Annotated in this window: 14 protein-coding genes; 1 reads left to right on the top strand and 13 read right to left on the bottom strand. The window is 45.8% G+C overall.

Annotated elements, in window-relative coordinates:
* Nucleotides 1–86: 86 nt before the first annotated feature.
* From QF06_RS16935 to spo0F, 9 genes are all read right to left on the bottom strand, one after another.
* Nucleotides 87–674: a thymidine kinase gene (locus QF06_RS16935; RefSeq protein WP_024572668.1), complete on the bottom strand. Its 588-nt coding sequence runs from the start codon at nucleotides 672–674 to the stop codon at nucleotides 87–89.
* Between the two features lie 88 nt (nucleotides 675–762).
* Complete coding sequence (gene rpmE, locus QF06_RS16940; protein ID WP_003151132.1) at nucleotides 763–963, bottom strand: 50S ribosomal protein L31; 201 nt, start codon at nucleotides 961–963, stop codon at nucleotides 763–765.
* Nucleotides 964–1,081: 118 nt separating this feature from the next.
* Complete coding sequence (gene rho / locus QF06_RS16945; protein WP_003221939.1) at nucleotides 1,082–2,365, bottom strand: transcription termination factor Rho; 1,284 nt, start codon at nucleotides 2,363–2,365, stop codon at nucleotides 1,082–1,084.
* Between the two features lie 30 nt (nucleotides 2,366–2,395).
* Entirely contained in the window at nucleotides 2,396–2,557 is a 162-nt protein-coding gene (locus QF06_RS21935; RefSeq protein ID WP_003227632.1) for a hypothetical protein, read from the bottom strand.
* 214 nt (nucleotides 2,558–2,771) lie between these two features.
* Nucleotides 2,772–3,737, bottom strand: coding sequence for a class II fructose-bisphosphatase (gene glpX / locus QF06_RS16950; protein WP_003242962.1), 966 nt, complete (start codon nucleotides 3,735–3,737; stop codon nucleotides 2,772–2,774).
* A gap of 30 nt (nucleotides 3,738–3,767) precedes the next feature.
* Nucleotides 3,768–5,057 (bottom strand): UDP-N-acetylglucosamine 1-carboxyvinyltransferase, encoded by a 1,290-nt coding sequence (locus QF06_RS16955; protein ID WP_003227628.1) that lies wholly within the window; start codon nucleotides 5,055–5,057, stop codon nucleotides 3,768–3,770.
* A 378-nt stretch (nucleotides 5,058–5,435) separates the two neighbouring features.
* Nucleotides 5,436–6,074: a fructose-6-phosphate aldolase gene (fsa, locus tag QF06_RS16960; RefSeq protein ID WP_003227626.1), complete on the bottom strand. Its 639-nt coding sequence runs from the start codon at nucleotides 6,072–6,074 to the stop codon at nucleotides 5,436–5,438.
* Between the two features lie 119 nt (nucleotides 6,075–6,193).
* Nucleotides 6,194–7,051, bottom strand: coding sequence for a class II fructose-bisphosphate aldolase (locus QF06_RS16965; RefSeq protein WP_003243339.1), 858 nt, complete (start codon nucleotides 7,049–7,051; stop codon nucleotides 6,194–6,196).
* A gap of 180 nt (nucleotides 7,052–7,231) precedes the next feature.
* Nucleotides 7,232–7,606, bottom strand: coding sequence for a sporulation initiation phosphotransferase Spo0F (gene spo0F / locus QF06_RS16970; protein ID WP_003227621.1), 375 nt, complete (start codon nucleotides 7,604–7,606; stop codon nucleotides 7,232–7,234).
* A 165-nt stretch (nucleotides 7,607–7,771) separates the two neighbouring features.
* Here spo0F and QF06_RS16975 point away from each other — a divergent pair, with 165 nt between their 5' ends.
* The gene (locus QF06_RS16975) at nucleotides 7,772–8,293 is read left to right on the top strand and encodes a DUF2529 domain-containing protein (protein ID WP_041850423.1); all 522 of its coding nucleotides are present in this window, start codon (nucleotides 7,772–7,774) and stop codon (nucleotides 8,291–8,293) included.
* Nucleotides 8,294–8,374: 81 nt separating this feature from the next.
* Here the strand turns inward: QF06_RS16975 and pyrG are convergent, their stop codons facing one another.
* The 4 genes from pyrG to QF06_RS16995 form a co-directional block, all read right to left on the bottom strand.
* Nucleotides 8,375–9,982 (bottom strand): glutamine hydrolyzing CTP synthase, encoded by a 1,608-nt coding sequence (gene pyrG / locus QF06_RS16980; protein ID WP_003227612.1) that lies wholly within the window; start codon nucleotides 9,980–9,982, stop codon nucleotides 8,375–8,377.
* A 241-nt stretch (nucleotides 9,983–10,223) separates the two neighbouring features.
* The gene (gene rpoE, locus QF06_RS16985) at nucleotides 10,224–10,745 is read right to left on the bottom strand and encodes a DNA-directed RNA polymerase subunit delta (protein WP_014665742.1); all 522 of its coding nucleotides are present in this window, start codon (nucleotides 10,743–10,745) and stop codon (nucleotides 10,224–10,226) included.
* A 182-nt stretch (nucleotides 10,746–10,927) separates the two neighbouring features.
* The gene (gene acdA / locus QF06_RS16990) at nucleotides 10,928–12,067 is read right to left on the bottom strand and encodes an acyl-CoA dehydrogenase AcdA (protein ID WP_043940219.1); all 1,140 of its coding nucleotides are present in this window, start codon (nucleotides 12,065–12,067) and stop codon (nucleotides 10,928–10,930) included.
* Entirely contained in the window at nucleotides 12,064–14,181 is a 2,118-nt protein-coding gene (locus QF06_RS16995; protein ID WP_041850421.1) for a heterodisulfide reductase-related iron-sulfur binding cluster, read from the bottom strand. Before QF06_RS16995 ends, acdA begins: the two co-directional genes overlap by 4 nt.
* Nucleotides 14,182–14,231: the final 50 nt, after the last annotated feature.

A 14,231-nucleotide genomic window follows, 5' to 3' on the forward strand; every position in this document is an offset into this window, starting at 1 on the left:
AATTTTTTAATTAAATATTATCAGAATATAAAAAAAACACCGGTGTTTTTAGCCGGTGCATTCTATCTTTATACCCATGTTTTGGACTATTTTTTAGATTTTCCTGGGACTTCGTGATGATGTCTGCATCTTGCTTCATACGATTCAGATGCACCAACCAAAATGACCGGATCATCGTAAGAAGCAGGTTTGCCGTCAATGAGGCGCTGTGTTCTGCTCGCCGGTGATCCGCAAACAGAACAGACGGCTTGCAGCTTTGTCACACTTTCCGCAATCGCCATGATATTCGGGACGACACCGAACGGCTCTCCCCTAAAATCCATATCAAGGCCTGCTGCTATCACACGGTAGCCTTTATCGGCAAGAGATGATAAAACCTCAACAATTTCCTGATCAAAAAACTGCACTTCATCAACCGCAACCACATCTGTACTTTCACTGATGTGATCCCAAATGTCCGCAGCAGACGAAATGGCATAGCTCGTCATCGATGTTCCATTATGGGAGACAACAGCAGCTTCGCTGTATCGGTTATCAATTACAGGCTTAAATACCCTGACTTCCTGCTTGGCGTAAGTCGCTCTCTTCACTCTTCTGATCAGCTCTTCAGATTTCCCCGAGAACATGCTGCCGCAAATCAGCTCAAGCCACCCGCTTTGTTTCATTATGTACATAGGCTTCGCTCCCCTCTCTCTGCCAGCTGTGTTTTAGACAATATAAAAAACAGGCAAGACTGCTGCTTGCCTGTTGAGAAATCTATTATTACTTAAGACCGTATTTTTTGTTAAAGCGATCAACACGACCATCAGCAGAAGCGAATTTTTGACGGCCAGTGTAGAATGGGTGGCATTCAGAGCAAATCTCAACGCGTACCTCTTCTTTTACTGAGCCTGTTTCAAATTCATTTCCGCAAGCGCATTTAACTGTTGCTTTTTTGAAATTAGGATGAATTCCTGCTTTCATTGTATCCATCTCCTTCCGCCCTGAATCCCGTGTGGAAACAGAGTTATTATTTCGGAGCATTGTCCGAAACGCATATGAGAAAATTATATCAGTGATTTACTTCTTTTGCAAATACAATTTACCTTCTTGCAGATGATAGATTTGCCTGTTTCCATTCTTGATTGAGAATATCGAAAAATTCCTGGTTTGTTTTGGTTTTTTTCATTTTTCTCATGAACTTTTCTGCGAAATCAGGTGAATCAGACATCGTTTTGCGGATAGACCATAAACGATCAAGATGCTCTTTAGGCACAAGCAGCTCTTCTTTGCGCGTTCCTGAACGGCGGATATCGATGGCAGGGAAGATGCGGCGCTCGGCAAGAGAGCGGTCAAGATGGAGCTCCATGTTGCCTGTTCCCTTGAATTCTTCATAAATGACATCATCCATACGTGAACCTGTATCGACCAGAGCCGTAGCAAGGATGGTTAAGCTGCCGCCCTCTTCGATATTTCTCGCAGCCCCGAAGAAGCGTTTCGGACGGTGGAACGCCGCTGGGTCAATCCCCCCGGAAAGCGTTCTTCCGCTTGGCGGAATCACTAAGTTGTAGGCGCGGGCAAGCCGTGTGATGCTGTCCATCAGGATAATGACGTCTTTTTTGTGTTCCACGAGACGCATTGCACGTTCAAGCACAAGCTCGGCCACTTTGATATGGTTTTCCGGCACTTCATCAAACGTTGAGCTGACGACATCCCCAGCTACAGAGCGCTCGATATCGGTTACTTCCTCAGGTCTTTCGTCAATTAAAAGCACGATCAGCTCTGCTTCAGGCTGGTTCGCTGTAATGCTGTTGGCAATTTCCTTCAGCAGCATCGTTTTTCCGGCTTTTGGCGGCGCAACAATCAATCCGCGCTGCCCAAATCCAACCGGCGCCATCATGTCCATAATTCTTGTAGACAAGAAGTTCGGCTTTGTTTCAAGCACCATTTGACGATCCGGGTAAAGTGGCGTAAGAGCCGGGAAATGCACACGCTCTTTTGCAGATTCGGGATCATCCCCATTTACTGCTTCAACGTGCAAAAGTCCATAGTAACGCTCATTTTCTTTTGGCGGGCGAACCTTGCCAGATACTTTGTCTCCGTTCCGCAAATCGAAACGGCGGATTTGTGAAGCTGAGATGTAAATGTCTTCTGAGCTTGGAGAGTAGTTGATCGGTCTCAGGAATCCGAAACCTTCAGACTGGATGATCTCGAGAACGCCTTCCATAAACAGCAGATCTTCCTGTTCTGCATTCGCTTTCAGAATGGCGAAAATGAGTTCTTTTTTTGTCAGTTTGCTGTAATAGGAGATTTTATAATGTCTTGCAAGTTCATAAAGCTCTTTCAATTTCATATTTTCCAAAGAGGAAATAGATACGTCTTTCATAAAAACACCACGCTTTTCATAGTCAATATCTTACTCTGAACATGTCATCTGCTGCTTTTGCACAACATCCGCCAAAGCACATTCTTTTTTTAACATAAAGGAACTTCTATCGGTAACACTTCCACCCATGATCGGCGCTTTTGTTAAAAGGATTGTCTTAATGAGTTTTGAAGGAAGCGAGGACAAAAACATGAGAAGATCAATACTTATATCGTCTGTATGCGGTAGAAATTGAAACTTTCCTAGTGCTTAAAAGAAGGTATTACGCAGTAAAATTCGCAGCACTCTTTATTTTTACCTTATTTCAAAAAATTATTCAACTGAAATAAGGTTTTGACACGGAATTGATAGAGTTGACGCTTTTCTGCAAAAGTTAAAGCGGGCTCACACCCGCTTTTTCTGTACGTTATGGACGGATTACAAGATTTGGTTTCTTTTTCAAGCTATGTCTGCCGTCAACGAAACGAACAGTGCCCGATTTTGCACGGATAACTAAGCTTTCAGTTGTACCGACAGAGCCTTTGAATTGAACTCCTTTTAACAGCTCGCCGTCAGTAACCCCTGTAGCTGCAAAAATCGCGTCATCACCCTTCACAAGGTCTTCCATGCGAAGGACTTTGCTTAAATCAAGGCCCATTTTGTGACAGCGAGTGATTTCTTCTTCGCTTTGCGGAAGAAGTTTACCAATGATTTCTCCGCCGAGTGCTTTTAGCGCAACAGCGGAAAGCACACCCTCAGGAGCGCCGCCTGATCCGAACAGGATATCAACGCCCGTGTGGTCGAAAGCCGTGTTGATGGCGCCTGCGACATCGCCGTCATTGATCAATTTGATTCTGGCGCCGGCCTCACGAAGCTCGGAAATGATTTTTGCGTGTCTTTCACGGTTTAAAATTGTGGCAACGACGTCCTCAACGTCCTTGTTTTTCGCTTTTGCCACCGCTTTAAGGTTGTCAATGACAGGTGCTTCGATGTCAATGCAGCCCACCGCTTCCGGACCGACTGCGATTTTTTGCATATACATGTCAGGAGCATTCAGAAGCGTGCCATGGTCTGCGACCGCGATAACCGTCAGCGCGTTCCAGCCGCCGCTTGCTAAGATGTTTGTGCCTTCAAGAGGGTCAACTGCGACATCAACGCGAGGGCCGTACCCGTTTCCGAGTTTTTCCCCGATATACAGCATTGGCGCTTCGTCCATTTCCCCTTCACCGATTACAACGGTCCCTTTCATCGGCACTGTATCAAAAACGTCTCTCATTGCACTTGTTGCCGCTTCATCAGCCTCATCTTTTTTTCCCCGGCCCATCCATCTTGCTGATGCCAATGCCGCAGCTTCTGTCACACGTACCAATTCCATTGATAAACTTCTTTCCATTTCAACACGATCTCCTCTCACAAGAAACCATTATGAATTTTGAAGCTGTTCTATTTCTTCGTCAGTCATTCTTTCACGCCAAATTGTCGCTCCAAGCCCCTCAAGCTTCTTCTCAAGGCTGCTGTATCCGCGGTCAATATGCTCCAGTCCCGTAATTTCCGTGACGCCATCAGCCATCAGTCCGGCTACCACCAAGCAGGCTCCGGCACGCAGATCACTTGCCTTCACTTTTGCGCCTTGAAGCTCGACAGGACCTGTGATGATGGCAGATCTGCCTTCTACTTTCATATTGGCACCCATTCGTCTCAGCTCATCAATGTGCTTGAATCTTGCCGAGTAGATGGTGTCTGTGACGACACTCGTCCCTTTCGCCCTTGTCAGGAGCGCCGTCATCGGCTGCTGTAAATCAGTCGGAAACCCCGGGTATACGAGGGTTTTGACGTCAACCGGCTTTAAGTTCTTCTGCCCGCCGACAATGAGAAGCTGGTCGTCGCTTGTTTCGATATGATAGCCCATTTCTCTCAGCTTTGCCGTTAACGACTCTAGATGAGTGGGAATGACGTTATCGATAATGACTTCCTTGCCCATTGCAGCCCCTGCAATCATAAATGTCCCGGCCTCAATTCTGTCCGGAATGATCGTATGCTTGCAGCCGTGCAGTTCCTTCACGCCGTCGATTCGAATCACATTGGTGCCCGCACCTTTGATTTTGGCGCCCATGCTGGTAAGCAATGTCGCGACGTCAATGATCTCAGGCTCCTTGGCAGCGTTTTCGATGATCGTTTTCCCTTCTGCCAAAACAGCGGCGAGCATAATGTTAATCGTTGCCCCAACGCTTACGACATCTAAATAAATCCGTGCGCCTCTCAGCCTTTCAGCTCGCAAATAAATGGCGCCTTGTTCATTGGTTACTTCAGCTCCGAGTGCTTCAAAGCCTTTGATATGCTGATCAATCGGACGGGGCCCTAAGTGACAGCCGCCAGGCAATCCAATGACCGCCTGCTTGAAGCGGCCGAGCATCGCCCCCATTAAATAATATGACGCGCGAAGCTTTTTTACTTTCCCGTTAGGAAGCGGCATGCTGATCATCGACGTAGGGTCAACAACCATTTCCCCATTCTCAAAATGCACGTTGCCGCCGATTTCCTTTAACAGGTCACGCAGCGTTTCAATATCTGAAATCTCTGGAAGCCCTTCAATTGTCACCTCGGAATTTGCCAAAATGGTTGCAGGTATTAACGCAACAGCGCTGTTTTTAGCGCCGCTGATATGTACTGTACCGTTTAACGAGTCACCGCCGGCAATATTCAACTTTTCCATGATAGTCTCCTTCCATAAGAAGATAGCTGCGGAGCTAAATAAAATGTCATTTTATTCTGTCTCTGCAAATAAAGCTCATGTCCAAAATCTAGCCAATTCGAAGAGAAAGAATACAACACATTGTAAAATATCAGGAAGAAAATAGCGAAGCTTTGGGGGGTACAGGTTTCAAAAGATGCACAGAGACCCGCCGGCTCGAGAGACATCGTCGTCATCCGGCAAAAGCAGTACGCATACCCTTCATTCCGATATCAGCTTCTGCAGCCCAATGATTCCTTCTCTGTAAAGCGGCGTCAGCATCTGAAGATCCGCTGTATCAGGTCGGTGAAATACAAAGGCCGCGGCAAACAGGCATAAAGCTGTTTGCCGCCCCTTTCATTATTTGTTCCAGTCTGCCAGGAATTGTTCGATTCCTTTGTCTGTTAACGGGTGTTTAGTGAGCGCATGAATGACTTTCAGCGGCATTGTGCCGATATGAGCCCCTCTAAGAGCAGCTTCTGTCACGTGCTGCGGATGGCGGATTGACGCTGCAATGATTTGCGTGTCAAGGCCGTGAATATCAAAAATCTGTTTAACTTCTGAAATCAGGTCAAGCCCGTTGTGGCCGATGTCATCTAAACGTCCCAGGAATGGAGATACATATGTTGCCCCCGCTCTGGCAGCAAGAAGCGCCTGGTTGGCATTGAAGATCAATGTAACGTTTGTTTTGATGCCTAAGTCAGTAAGTGCTCTTACCGCTTTTAAACCGTCAGACGTCATTGGGATTTTCACCGTAATGTTCGGAGCGATCTTCGCCAGTTCTTTTCCTTCCTCGATCATTTCCTCAGCTTTCAAAGAAATAACCTCTGCGCTTACAGACCCTTTCACGACGTCTGTGATCTCGCGAAGACGGTCGTGGAATGATACGTTAGCTTCCTTTGCTACTAAACTAGGATTCGTCGTTACACCGGCGAGAATTCCTAATTCATTCGCTTCTCTAATTTCATCGATATTGGCTGTATCAACAAAGAATAACATTTTCAAAAAGCCTCCCTGATTAAGAAATTTTCTGAACTGCGAATATGATTGCGCTTTCTAAAGATAGACGGAAAACCGCCTGTCAAGCTGTCAGGCGGCTATAAAAAGTTCCAATTGAATTAAGCTTGGTTTGAAGAACCAAATTCACGCATTTTACCGATAACTGTTTCTTTGATCGCTTCACGAGCTGGTCCAAGGTATTTACGTGGATCGTACTCGTCAGGCTTAGCTGCCAATGTTTCGCGAACAGCTTTTGCAGAAGAAATTTGGTTTTCAGTATTCACGTTGATTTTAGCTGTACCAAGTGAAATTGATTTTTTGATGTCAGCAGTCGGAATTCCAGTACCGCCGTGAAGAACTAGCGGAAGACCAGTTGATTTTCCGATCTCTTCCATTTCTTTGAAGCCAAGGTTTGGCTCACCTTTGTAAGGGCCGTGAACAGAACCTAATGCAGGTGCAAGGCAGTCGATGCCAGTGCGCTCAACAAGCTCTTGGCACTCTTTAGGATCAGCGTAGATTACGCCTTCAGCGATAACGTCATCTTCTTGTCCGCCTACTGTTCCAAGCTCAGCTTCTACAGATACTCCGTGGAAATGAGCAAGCTCAACAACTTTAGCAGTTGTTGCTACGTTTTCTTCAAATGGATGGTGAGAAGCGTCGATCATTACAGATGTGAAACCTGCATGAATCGCTTTCGCACAAGATTCAAAGCTTGAACCATGGTCTAAGTGAATCGCAACAGGAACTGTCACTTTGTACTCTTCCATAAGTGCTTTTACCATAGCAACGACTGTTTTGAAGCCGCCCATGTAGCGTCCCGCACCTTCGGAAACACCAAGGATCACTGGAGATTTTTCTTCTTCAGCTGCTTGTAAAATCGCTTGAGTAAACTCAAGGTTGTTTAAGTTAAATTGTCCTACAGCGTACCCTTTTTCTTTAGCTGTATTCAACATTTCCGTCATAGAAACTAAAGGCATGTCGAATGTCCTCCTTATGTAGCCTGATTGTCTTCTAGCGAAAAAAGCTTTCCACCCTAGCATGACCCATATATTGCTGTCATATGTAAATACTCAGATCGCTTTTTCTCCATAACTAGGATACCAACTTTTCGACAAATCGGCAACATAATGACATGATTCATTTGTTTCTTCTTTTTGTCAGTTAGACTTCAGGGGCAGATATTTTTTGACGGCGTCTCTGATTTCGTCGATGTCAAACGGCTTTGCAAAGTGCGTCAGGGCGCCCAATTCCTTCGATTCCTGGATCATGTCGAGCTCTCCGTATGCCGTCATGATAATGACCCGGATGTTTTCGTCAATGACCTTCATCCGTTTTAAGATTTCGATTCCGTCCATGCCGGGAATTTTCATGTCCAAAAGCACAAGGTCGGGCCGTTCTTTTGTCACAATGTCAAGCGCCTGCAGGCCGTTCGCAGCCTGAAACGTCTGGTAGCCTTCTTTATTGAACACTTCATTTAGCAAAATACGAATGCCGTATTGATCATCAACGATTAAAATTTTTTCATTCATCATTTTACACCCCAATATTATGATTTTCGTCAAAAGTAAGCAGTATTGTATGTATTCTGTTTGATTTTCCTATTTCCTTTAATTATAATAGTCTACTTTACGACATTTTCTGAGCATTTTCTCTTTTGTTGTATACTGATATTGTACGTTATAAAGGAGGATTCACTTATGTTGAAAATATTCACGACGCAGTTAACAGGTATTTTTTCCCGCATTCAGGATAAGGAATCTGACGCGATTGAAGATGGGGCGCGGCTGCTTGCTCAAGCGGTGATCAGCGGGCATTCCATTTATTTATACGGAGCAAATGAGCTTCAGGGCGTCTTTTATGAGGCCACCGAAAGCAAAGAACCCTTCCCATCTGTCAAAGCCTTTCCAGAAAGCGCTGAGGAAGTGACAGAAAGCGACAGGGTGCTGATGTTTTGCTCAGGGACGGGCACAGCCGAAGAACAGGCCCTCGCAAAAGAGCTTTATGAAAAAGGTGCGGGAGTCGTATGCGTATCGCCCGCAGCCAAAGACAGTGCGGGAATAGAACAGTATTGTGATGTGCATATTGATTCTAAATTAAAAATGCCGCTTGTTCCTGATGAAGAAGGCACCCGTTACGGGTTTCCCTCTTTAATGACTGCACTGTATGTCTATCACGCTTTATCGTTTACACTAAAAGAAATTCTGCAAGAGTATGCATAATATCTTATTGTACATGCTGGAACTTGCCGGAAACAAATAAAAAAGACTTGCCCGCTTTTGACAAACGGCAAGTCTTTTTTATTACTTCTGATTTGCAGCTTCGACAGACGCTCCGATAAAGCCTTTGAATAGAGGCTGAGGTCTTGTCGGTCTTGACTTGAACTCTGGGTGGAACTGAGAAGCCACGAACCAAGGGTGGTCTTTCAGCTCGATGATTTCAACAAGGCGTCCATCAGGGCTTGTGCCTGAGAATACGAAGCCTTGCTCTTCCATTTGCTGTCTGAATTCATTGTTAAACTCATAGCGGTGGCGGTGGCGCTCGTACACCACTTCATCCTGATACACTTCAAAGGCTTTCGTGCCTTCTTCAAGCTTACAAGGGTAAAGGCCGAGACGAAGCGTTCCCCCAAGATCCTCAACATCCTTTTGTTCAGGAAGAAGATCAATGATCGGGTATTGAGTTGACGGATCAATTTCCGCTGAGTGAGCGCCTTTTAAGCCCAATACGTTTCGTGCGTATTCAATAGACGCCACCTGCATGCCCAAGCAAATGCCCAAGAACGGAATGTTGTTTTCGCGCGCGTATTTTGTCGCGACGATTTTTCCTTCAACACCGCGGTCTCCGAATCCGCCCGGCACAATGATGCCGTCTGTTCCGCTTGTGAGTTCTGCGATATTGTTTTCTGTCACTTCTTCCGCGTTGATCCACTTCACTTTTACATCTGTGTCAAACGCATAGCCCGCATGGCGGAGAGACTCGACAACAGAAATGTATGCGTCAGGAAGCTCAACGTATTTGCCGACAAGGCCGATTGTAATCGTTTGAGACAGGTTGCTGACTTTGTTAACAAGCTCTTTCCACTCGGACATTTCCGCTTCTTTGCATGCCAATTTCATGTGCTCGCAAACAAGCTTATCAAGCCCTTGTTTTTGAAGCTCCAGCGGAATGGAGTAAAGGTTGTCCGCATCTTCACATTCAATAACCGCTTTTGTATCGATGTCGCAGAAAAGCGCGATTTTATCTTTCATATCTTGAGAAATCGGCATTTCTGTACGAACGACGATGATGTTTGGCTGAATGCCCAAGCTGCGCAATTCTTTTACGCTGTGCTGTGTCGGTTTTGTTTTTAATTCGCCAGCAGCTTTAATGTAAGGTACGAGCGTACAGTGGATGTACATTACGTTTTCACGGCCGATATCGCTCTTCATTTGGCGGATCGCTTCAAGGAATGGCAGTGATTCGATGTCTCCGACAGTACCGCCGATTTCTGTAATGACAACATCTGCGTTTGTCTCTTTCCCTGCGCGGTAAACACGGTCTTTCAATTCGTTTGTGATGTGCGGAATGACCTGTACGGTTCCGCCAAGGTAATCCCCGCGGCGTTCTTTTTTAAGAACTGTTGAATAGATTTTACCTGTTGTCACGTTGCTGAATTTATTCAGGTTAATGTCGATAAAACGCTCATAGTGACCAAGGTCCAAGTCTGTTTCAGCGCCGTCATCCGTTACGAATACTTCACCGTGCTGGTACGGGCTCATTGTTCCCGGGTCAACGTTGATGTATGGATCGAATTTCTGAATCGTCACGTTCAGTCCGCGGTTTTTCAGCAAACGCCCTAATGAAGCTGCTACAATACCCTTTCCAAGTGAGGATACAACTCCCCCGGTTACAAAAATATATTTCGTCATTTCGTTTGCTCCTCTCTTCGCTCTTAGCTACATTTTTAAAATGTACTATTTTATAAAAAATCATTTAGCCTTTTAAATGATTTATAAGAAAAATGAGGGGTGAAAATAAGAAAGCTCCCTTTCAATTTCTTGAAAGGGAGCATAACGTACTATGTTCTCTCTTCGTTTTTGAAGAGCCCAAAATACATACTACATAGTTCGACTATGAAAGTCAAGATCGTTTTGAAGATGAAATCTGATACTATTTAATTTCCTCTTCTTCATCATCATAGTCTTCATCATCTTCATCAACAATATCTTCTTCGATCTCAAGATCGTCGTCGTCTTCGTCAAGATCTTCATCGTCAAAATCGTCGGCTTCAAGATCGAGTTCTTCCTCAACTTCATCCAAATCAAGGTCGTCTTCGTCGATCTCTTCAAACTCGTCAAGATCAAGATCTTCTTCGACTGCTTTCTTCGCTTTTTTCTTTTTCGCCTTGACTGTCGGCTGAGTTTCTTCATCAAGCTGATCATACGGATACCAGCTGCGAAGCCCCCACGTCTGGTCAGAAAGCGCCAGGAAGCGGCCGTCAATGTTTAAATCTGTATAAAATTGAGCGATGCGGTCTCCAAGCTCTTCTTTTTTCACGCCGAGCAAAGATGCGATTTCATTTAAAAGCTCCTGAAAAGGAACTGGTTTTTTATGTTCTTCAAATAATTCGTGAGCGATTTCAACTAAAGCCATTTCCTTTAGCTCTTCCTGTGAATATTGTTTGATACCCAAGGTCGGACACTCCCTTTCTATTACTTATATGTATCTGTTTTATCAATAATGAAAGCGATTTTGTATCGTTCTTATACAAACCATACCTCTCATTATAAACAAAATAAAACAGAATATGCTACCCTTAACAGCGTTAATTTAAATAATTTTACAAGAGTGATCCGACTGAGAGATGTTTTCCGTTAATCCGCGAGCATTCTGGAGATGACCAGTCTTTGAATTTCTTGGGTGCCTTCATAGATTTGCGTGATTTTTGCATCACGCATATAGCGTTCTACCGGATAATCTTTTGTATAGCCGTAGCCGCCGAAAATCTGCACTGCTTCGGTCGTTACCTTCATCGCCGTATCTCCAGCCATCAGTTTGGACATGGCGGAAGCTTTTCCATATGGAAGACCCGATGATTCTAACCACGCAGCCTGATAGGTCAATAGCCTTGAAGCTTCTATCATTGTCGCCATATCCGCGAGTTTAAAAGCGATGCCCTGCTGCTCGCCAATCGATTTTCCGAATTGCTTTCGCTCTTTTGCATATTGAAGCGCCGCATCAAGCGCTCCTTGGGCGATGCCTACGGCTTTTGCAGCTATGCCGTTTCTGCCTCCGTCAAGCGTCTTCATCGCGATTTTGAAGCCTTCTCCTTCTTCTCCGAGACGCTTTGATACGGGCACTACACAATCTTCGAACATGATTTCCGTTGTCGGTGAAGAACGGATGCCCAGCTTCTTTTCTTTCTTGCCTGTAAAAAATCCTTCAAAATCCTTTTCTACTATAAAAGCGGTAATGCCTTTTTTCTTTTTCTCGGGATCGGTGACAGCAAAAACAATGTAAATATCAGCAACGCCGCCGTTTGTGATAAACACTTTGGAACCATTCAACACATAGTCATCGCCGATTCGTTCAGCTGTTGTTTTCATGCTGCCGGCGTCAGAGCCAGACCGTGCTTCGGTCAAAGCGAATGCGCCGATTTTCTCTCCGAGGGCCAGCTGTGTTAAGTACTCTGTCTTCTGTTCCTCCGTCCCAAAGGCAAACAGCGGCCAGCTGCAAAGAGAGATATGGGCGGAAAGCGTCACTCCGGTGGATGCGCACACTTTTGACAGCTCCTCCACCGCGATGACGTAGGCCAAATAGTCACTTCCGATTCCGCCGTAATCTTCAGGCCATGGAATTCCCGTCAGCCCCAGATTTGCCATTTCCCGAAACAGCTCGCGATCGAAGCGTTCTTGTTCGTCCCGTTCTGCCGCTGTCGGGGCCACCTCATGCTTCGCAAAATCGCGCACCAATTTTCGTATCATCTCATGTTCTTCTGATAATGAAAAATTCATTGCTTCTCCCCCATTTTCAGATCAGCGCCTAAAACGGATTGAGCCAGAAGCTCGACTATGTCGTACGTTTTGACTTGGTCTTCAGCTTCCTTCGCCTTTGTGCCGTCCCCAAGCATTGTGAGACAGTACGGACAGCCGGAACTGATCACCGATGGGTTGACTGCGAGCGCTTGCTCTGTCCTGGCGACGTTAATCCTGTTGCCTGTTTCTTCCTCCATCCACATTAATCCCCCGCCGGCTCCGCAGCACATGCCGGTTTCCCGGTTTCTCTCCATTTCAACAAGCTGCACGCCCGGAATGGCTTTCAAAATCTCTCTCGGCGGATCATAGACTTCATTGTACCGGCCCAAATAGCACGAATCATGGAAGGTAATCGTCTCATGAAGCGGGTGCTGCGGCTTTAATTTTCCGTTTTTCACAAGCTCGGCCAGCACTTCTGTATGATGATAAACCTCGCCTTCAAATCCGAAATCCGGATATTCATTTTTAAATAAATTGTATGCATGGGGATCGATCGTAACGATTTTTTTGACATCATTTTTTTCAAATTCAGAAATATTCTTCTCAGCCAGCTCTTGGAACAAAAATTCATTTCCGAGGCGGCGCGGCGTGTCTCCTGAATTTTTTTCTTTATTGCCGAGGATCGCGAAGGACACGCCCGCGTGATTGAGCAGCTTGGCAAAGGAAATTGCGATTTTCTGGCTTCTGTTGTCGTAAGACCCCATGGAGCCTACCCAGAAAAGGTACTCAAATTCTTTTCCTTCTTTTTTCATTTCTTTTACAGTCGGAATCTCAGCATCCGGCGCCTCGTTACGCCAATTTTCACGTTCCTTGCGGTTGAGTCCCCACGGATTCCCCTGCCGCTCAATACTTGTCATTGCGCGCTGGGCGTCACTGTCCATTTTTCCTTCTGTCAGTACGAGGTAGCGGCGGAGATCGATGATTTTATCCACGTGCTCATTCATGACCGGGCATTGATCCTCACAGTTCCGGCAAGTGGTGCATGCCCAAATTTCTTCCTCTGTGATGACGTCGCCGATCAAGCTTGGATTGTAATCAAGCGCCGCTGCGGCTTCCTGCGATCCGCTGCCCGCTGACGCCGCAGCCAGCTGATTGCCTCTCGTATGCCGAAACGCTGCTGCGGGCACCCATGGGGAGCGAGAGGTGACGGCAGCGCCTTTTTCCGTGAGATGGTCTCTGAGACGCAAAATCAAGTCCATCGGAGACAGCATTTTTCCGGTGCCTGTTGCAGGACACATATTGGTACAGCGGCCGCACTCGACACACGCGTATAGATCAAGCAGCTGAGACTGTCTGAAATCCTCAATTTTTCCCGCTCCGTAGCTTTCTTTCGTTTCGTCGGTAAAATCAATTTTTTCAAGTTTTCCGGCAGATTCCATTCGATTGAAAAAGACGTTTGCCGGGCCGGCGATTAAATGGGCATGCTTCGACTGAGGCACGTACACTAAAAAGCTAAGCAAAAATAGGAGATGGATCCACCATGCGGTATAGAAAATCACCGCCGCGCCTGTTTTCCCGACACCGCTAAGCATAAACGCAATACCTGAGGCAATTGGCTCGCTCCAAGAAAGCCCATGCTCATGCCAAATCAGATTCATCCCGTTCCCAAGCAGAACGGTCAGCATTAATCCTCCGATAAAAATGAGAACGAGTCCGGCTTTGAAACCGCGTTTCAGCCTCACGAGCTTTTCGATATAACGTCTGTAGAATGCCCACCCAACAGCAATTAAAATGAGAAACGTAACAATTTCCTGAAAAAAGGTGAAGGCGGGATAGACCGGGCCAAGCGGCAGATTCCGGCCGGGAGCCAGTCCTTTGATGATAAAGTCAATTGCTCCGAACTGAACCAATATAAATCCGTAGAAAAACATGACGTGAATGATTCCGCTTTTCTTGTCCTTGAGCAGTTTTTTCTGTCCGAATACATTCACCCATATGGCGTGAAGCCGTTCCTTGAACCGTTGATCAAATTGTTCTTTCTGGCCGAGCTTGATGTAGGCCAGTCTCGTTTTGACCAAGTAAACAAACAAATAGACAGCGTAAGCGGTTACAATCAGAAATAATAATGCATTTGCGATGAGAAAGCCGCTCATTCCAATTCCCCCTTTTTACTGATAAAGACCGCGATCCCCTACCCCCGAAT

Origin of the sequence: Bacillus sp. YP1, assembly GCF_000877815.1 — a bacterium.
Lineage (GTDB): Bacteria > Bacillota > Bacilli > Bacillales > Bacillaceae > Bacillus > Bacillus subtilis.

Coding starts and splice junctions, on each gene's coding strand:
- QF06_RS16935 (WP_024572668.1), bottom strand. CDS start 674: ATGTACATAATGAAACAAAGCGGGTGGCTTGAGCTGATTTGCGGCAGC.
- rpmE (WP_003151132.1), bottom strand. CDS start 963: ATGAAAGCAGGAATTCATCCTAATTTCAAAAAAGCAACAGTTAAATGC.
- rho (WP_003221939.1), bottom strand. CDS start 2,365: ATGAAAGACGTATCTATTTCCTCTTTGGAAAATATGAAATTGAAAGAG.
- QF06_RS21935 (WP_003227632.1), bottom strand. CDS start 2,557: ATGTTTTTGTCCTCGCTTCCTTCAAAACTCATTAAGACAATCCTTTTA.
- glpX (WP_003242962.1), bottom strand. CDS start 3,737: ATGGAAAGAAGTTTATCAATGGAATTGGTACGTGTGACAGAAGCTGCG.
- QF06_RS16955 (WP_003227628.1), bottom strand. CDS start 5,057: ATGGAAAAGTTGAATATTGCCGGCGGTGACTCGTTAAACGGTACAGTA.
- fsa (WP_003227626.1), bottom strand. CDS start 6,074: ATGTTATTCTTTGTTGATACAGCCAATATCGATGAAATTAGAGAAGCG.
- QF06_RS16965 (WP_003243339.1), bottom strand. CDS start 7,051: ATGCCTTTAGTTTCTATGACGGAAATGTTGAATACAGCTAAAGAAAAA.
- spo0F (WP_003227621.1), bottom strand. CDS start 7,606: ATGATGAATGAAAAAATTTTAATCGTTGATGATCAATACGGCATTCGT.
- QF06_RS16975 (WP_041850423.1), top strand. CDS start 7,772: ATGTTGAAAATATTCACGACGCAGTTAACAGGTATTTTTTCCCGCATT.
- pyrG (WP_003227612.1), bottom strand. CDS start 9,982: ATGACGAAATATATTTTTGTAACCGGGGGAGTTGTATCCTCACTTGGA.
- acdA (WP_043940219.1), bottom strand. CDS start 12,067: ATGAATTTTTCATTATCAGAAGAACATGAGATGATACGAAAATTGGTG.
- QF06_RS16995 (WP_041850421.1), bottom strand. CDS start 14,181: ATGAGCGGCTTTCTCATCGCAAATGCATTATTATTTCTGATTGTAACC.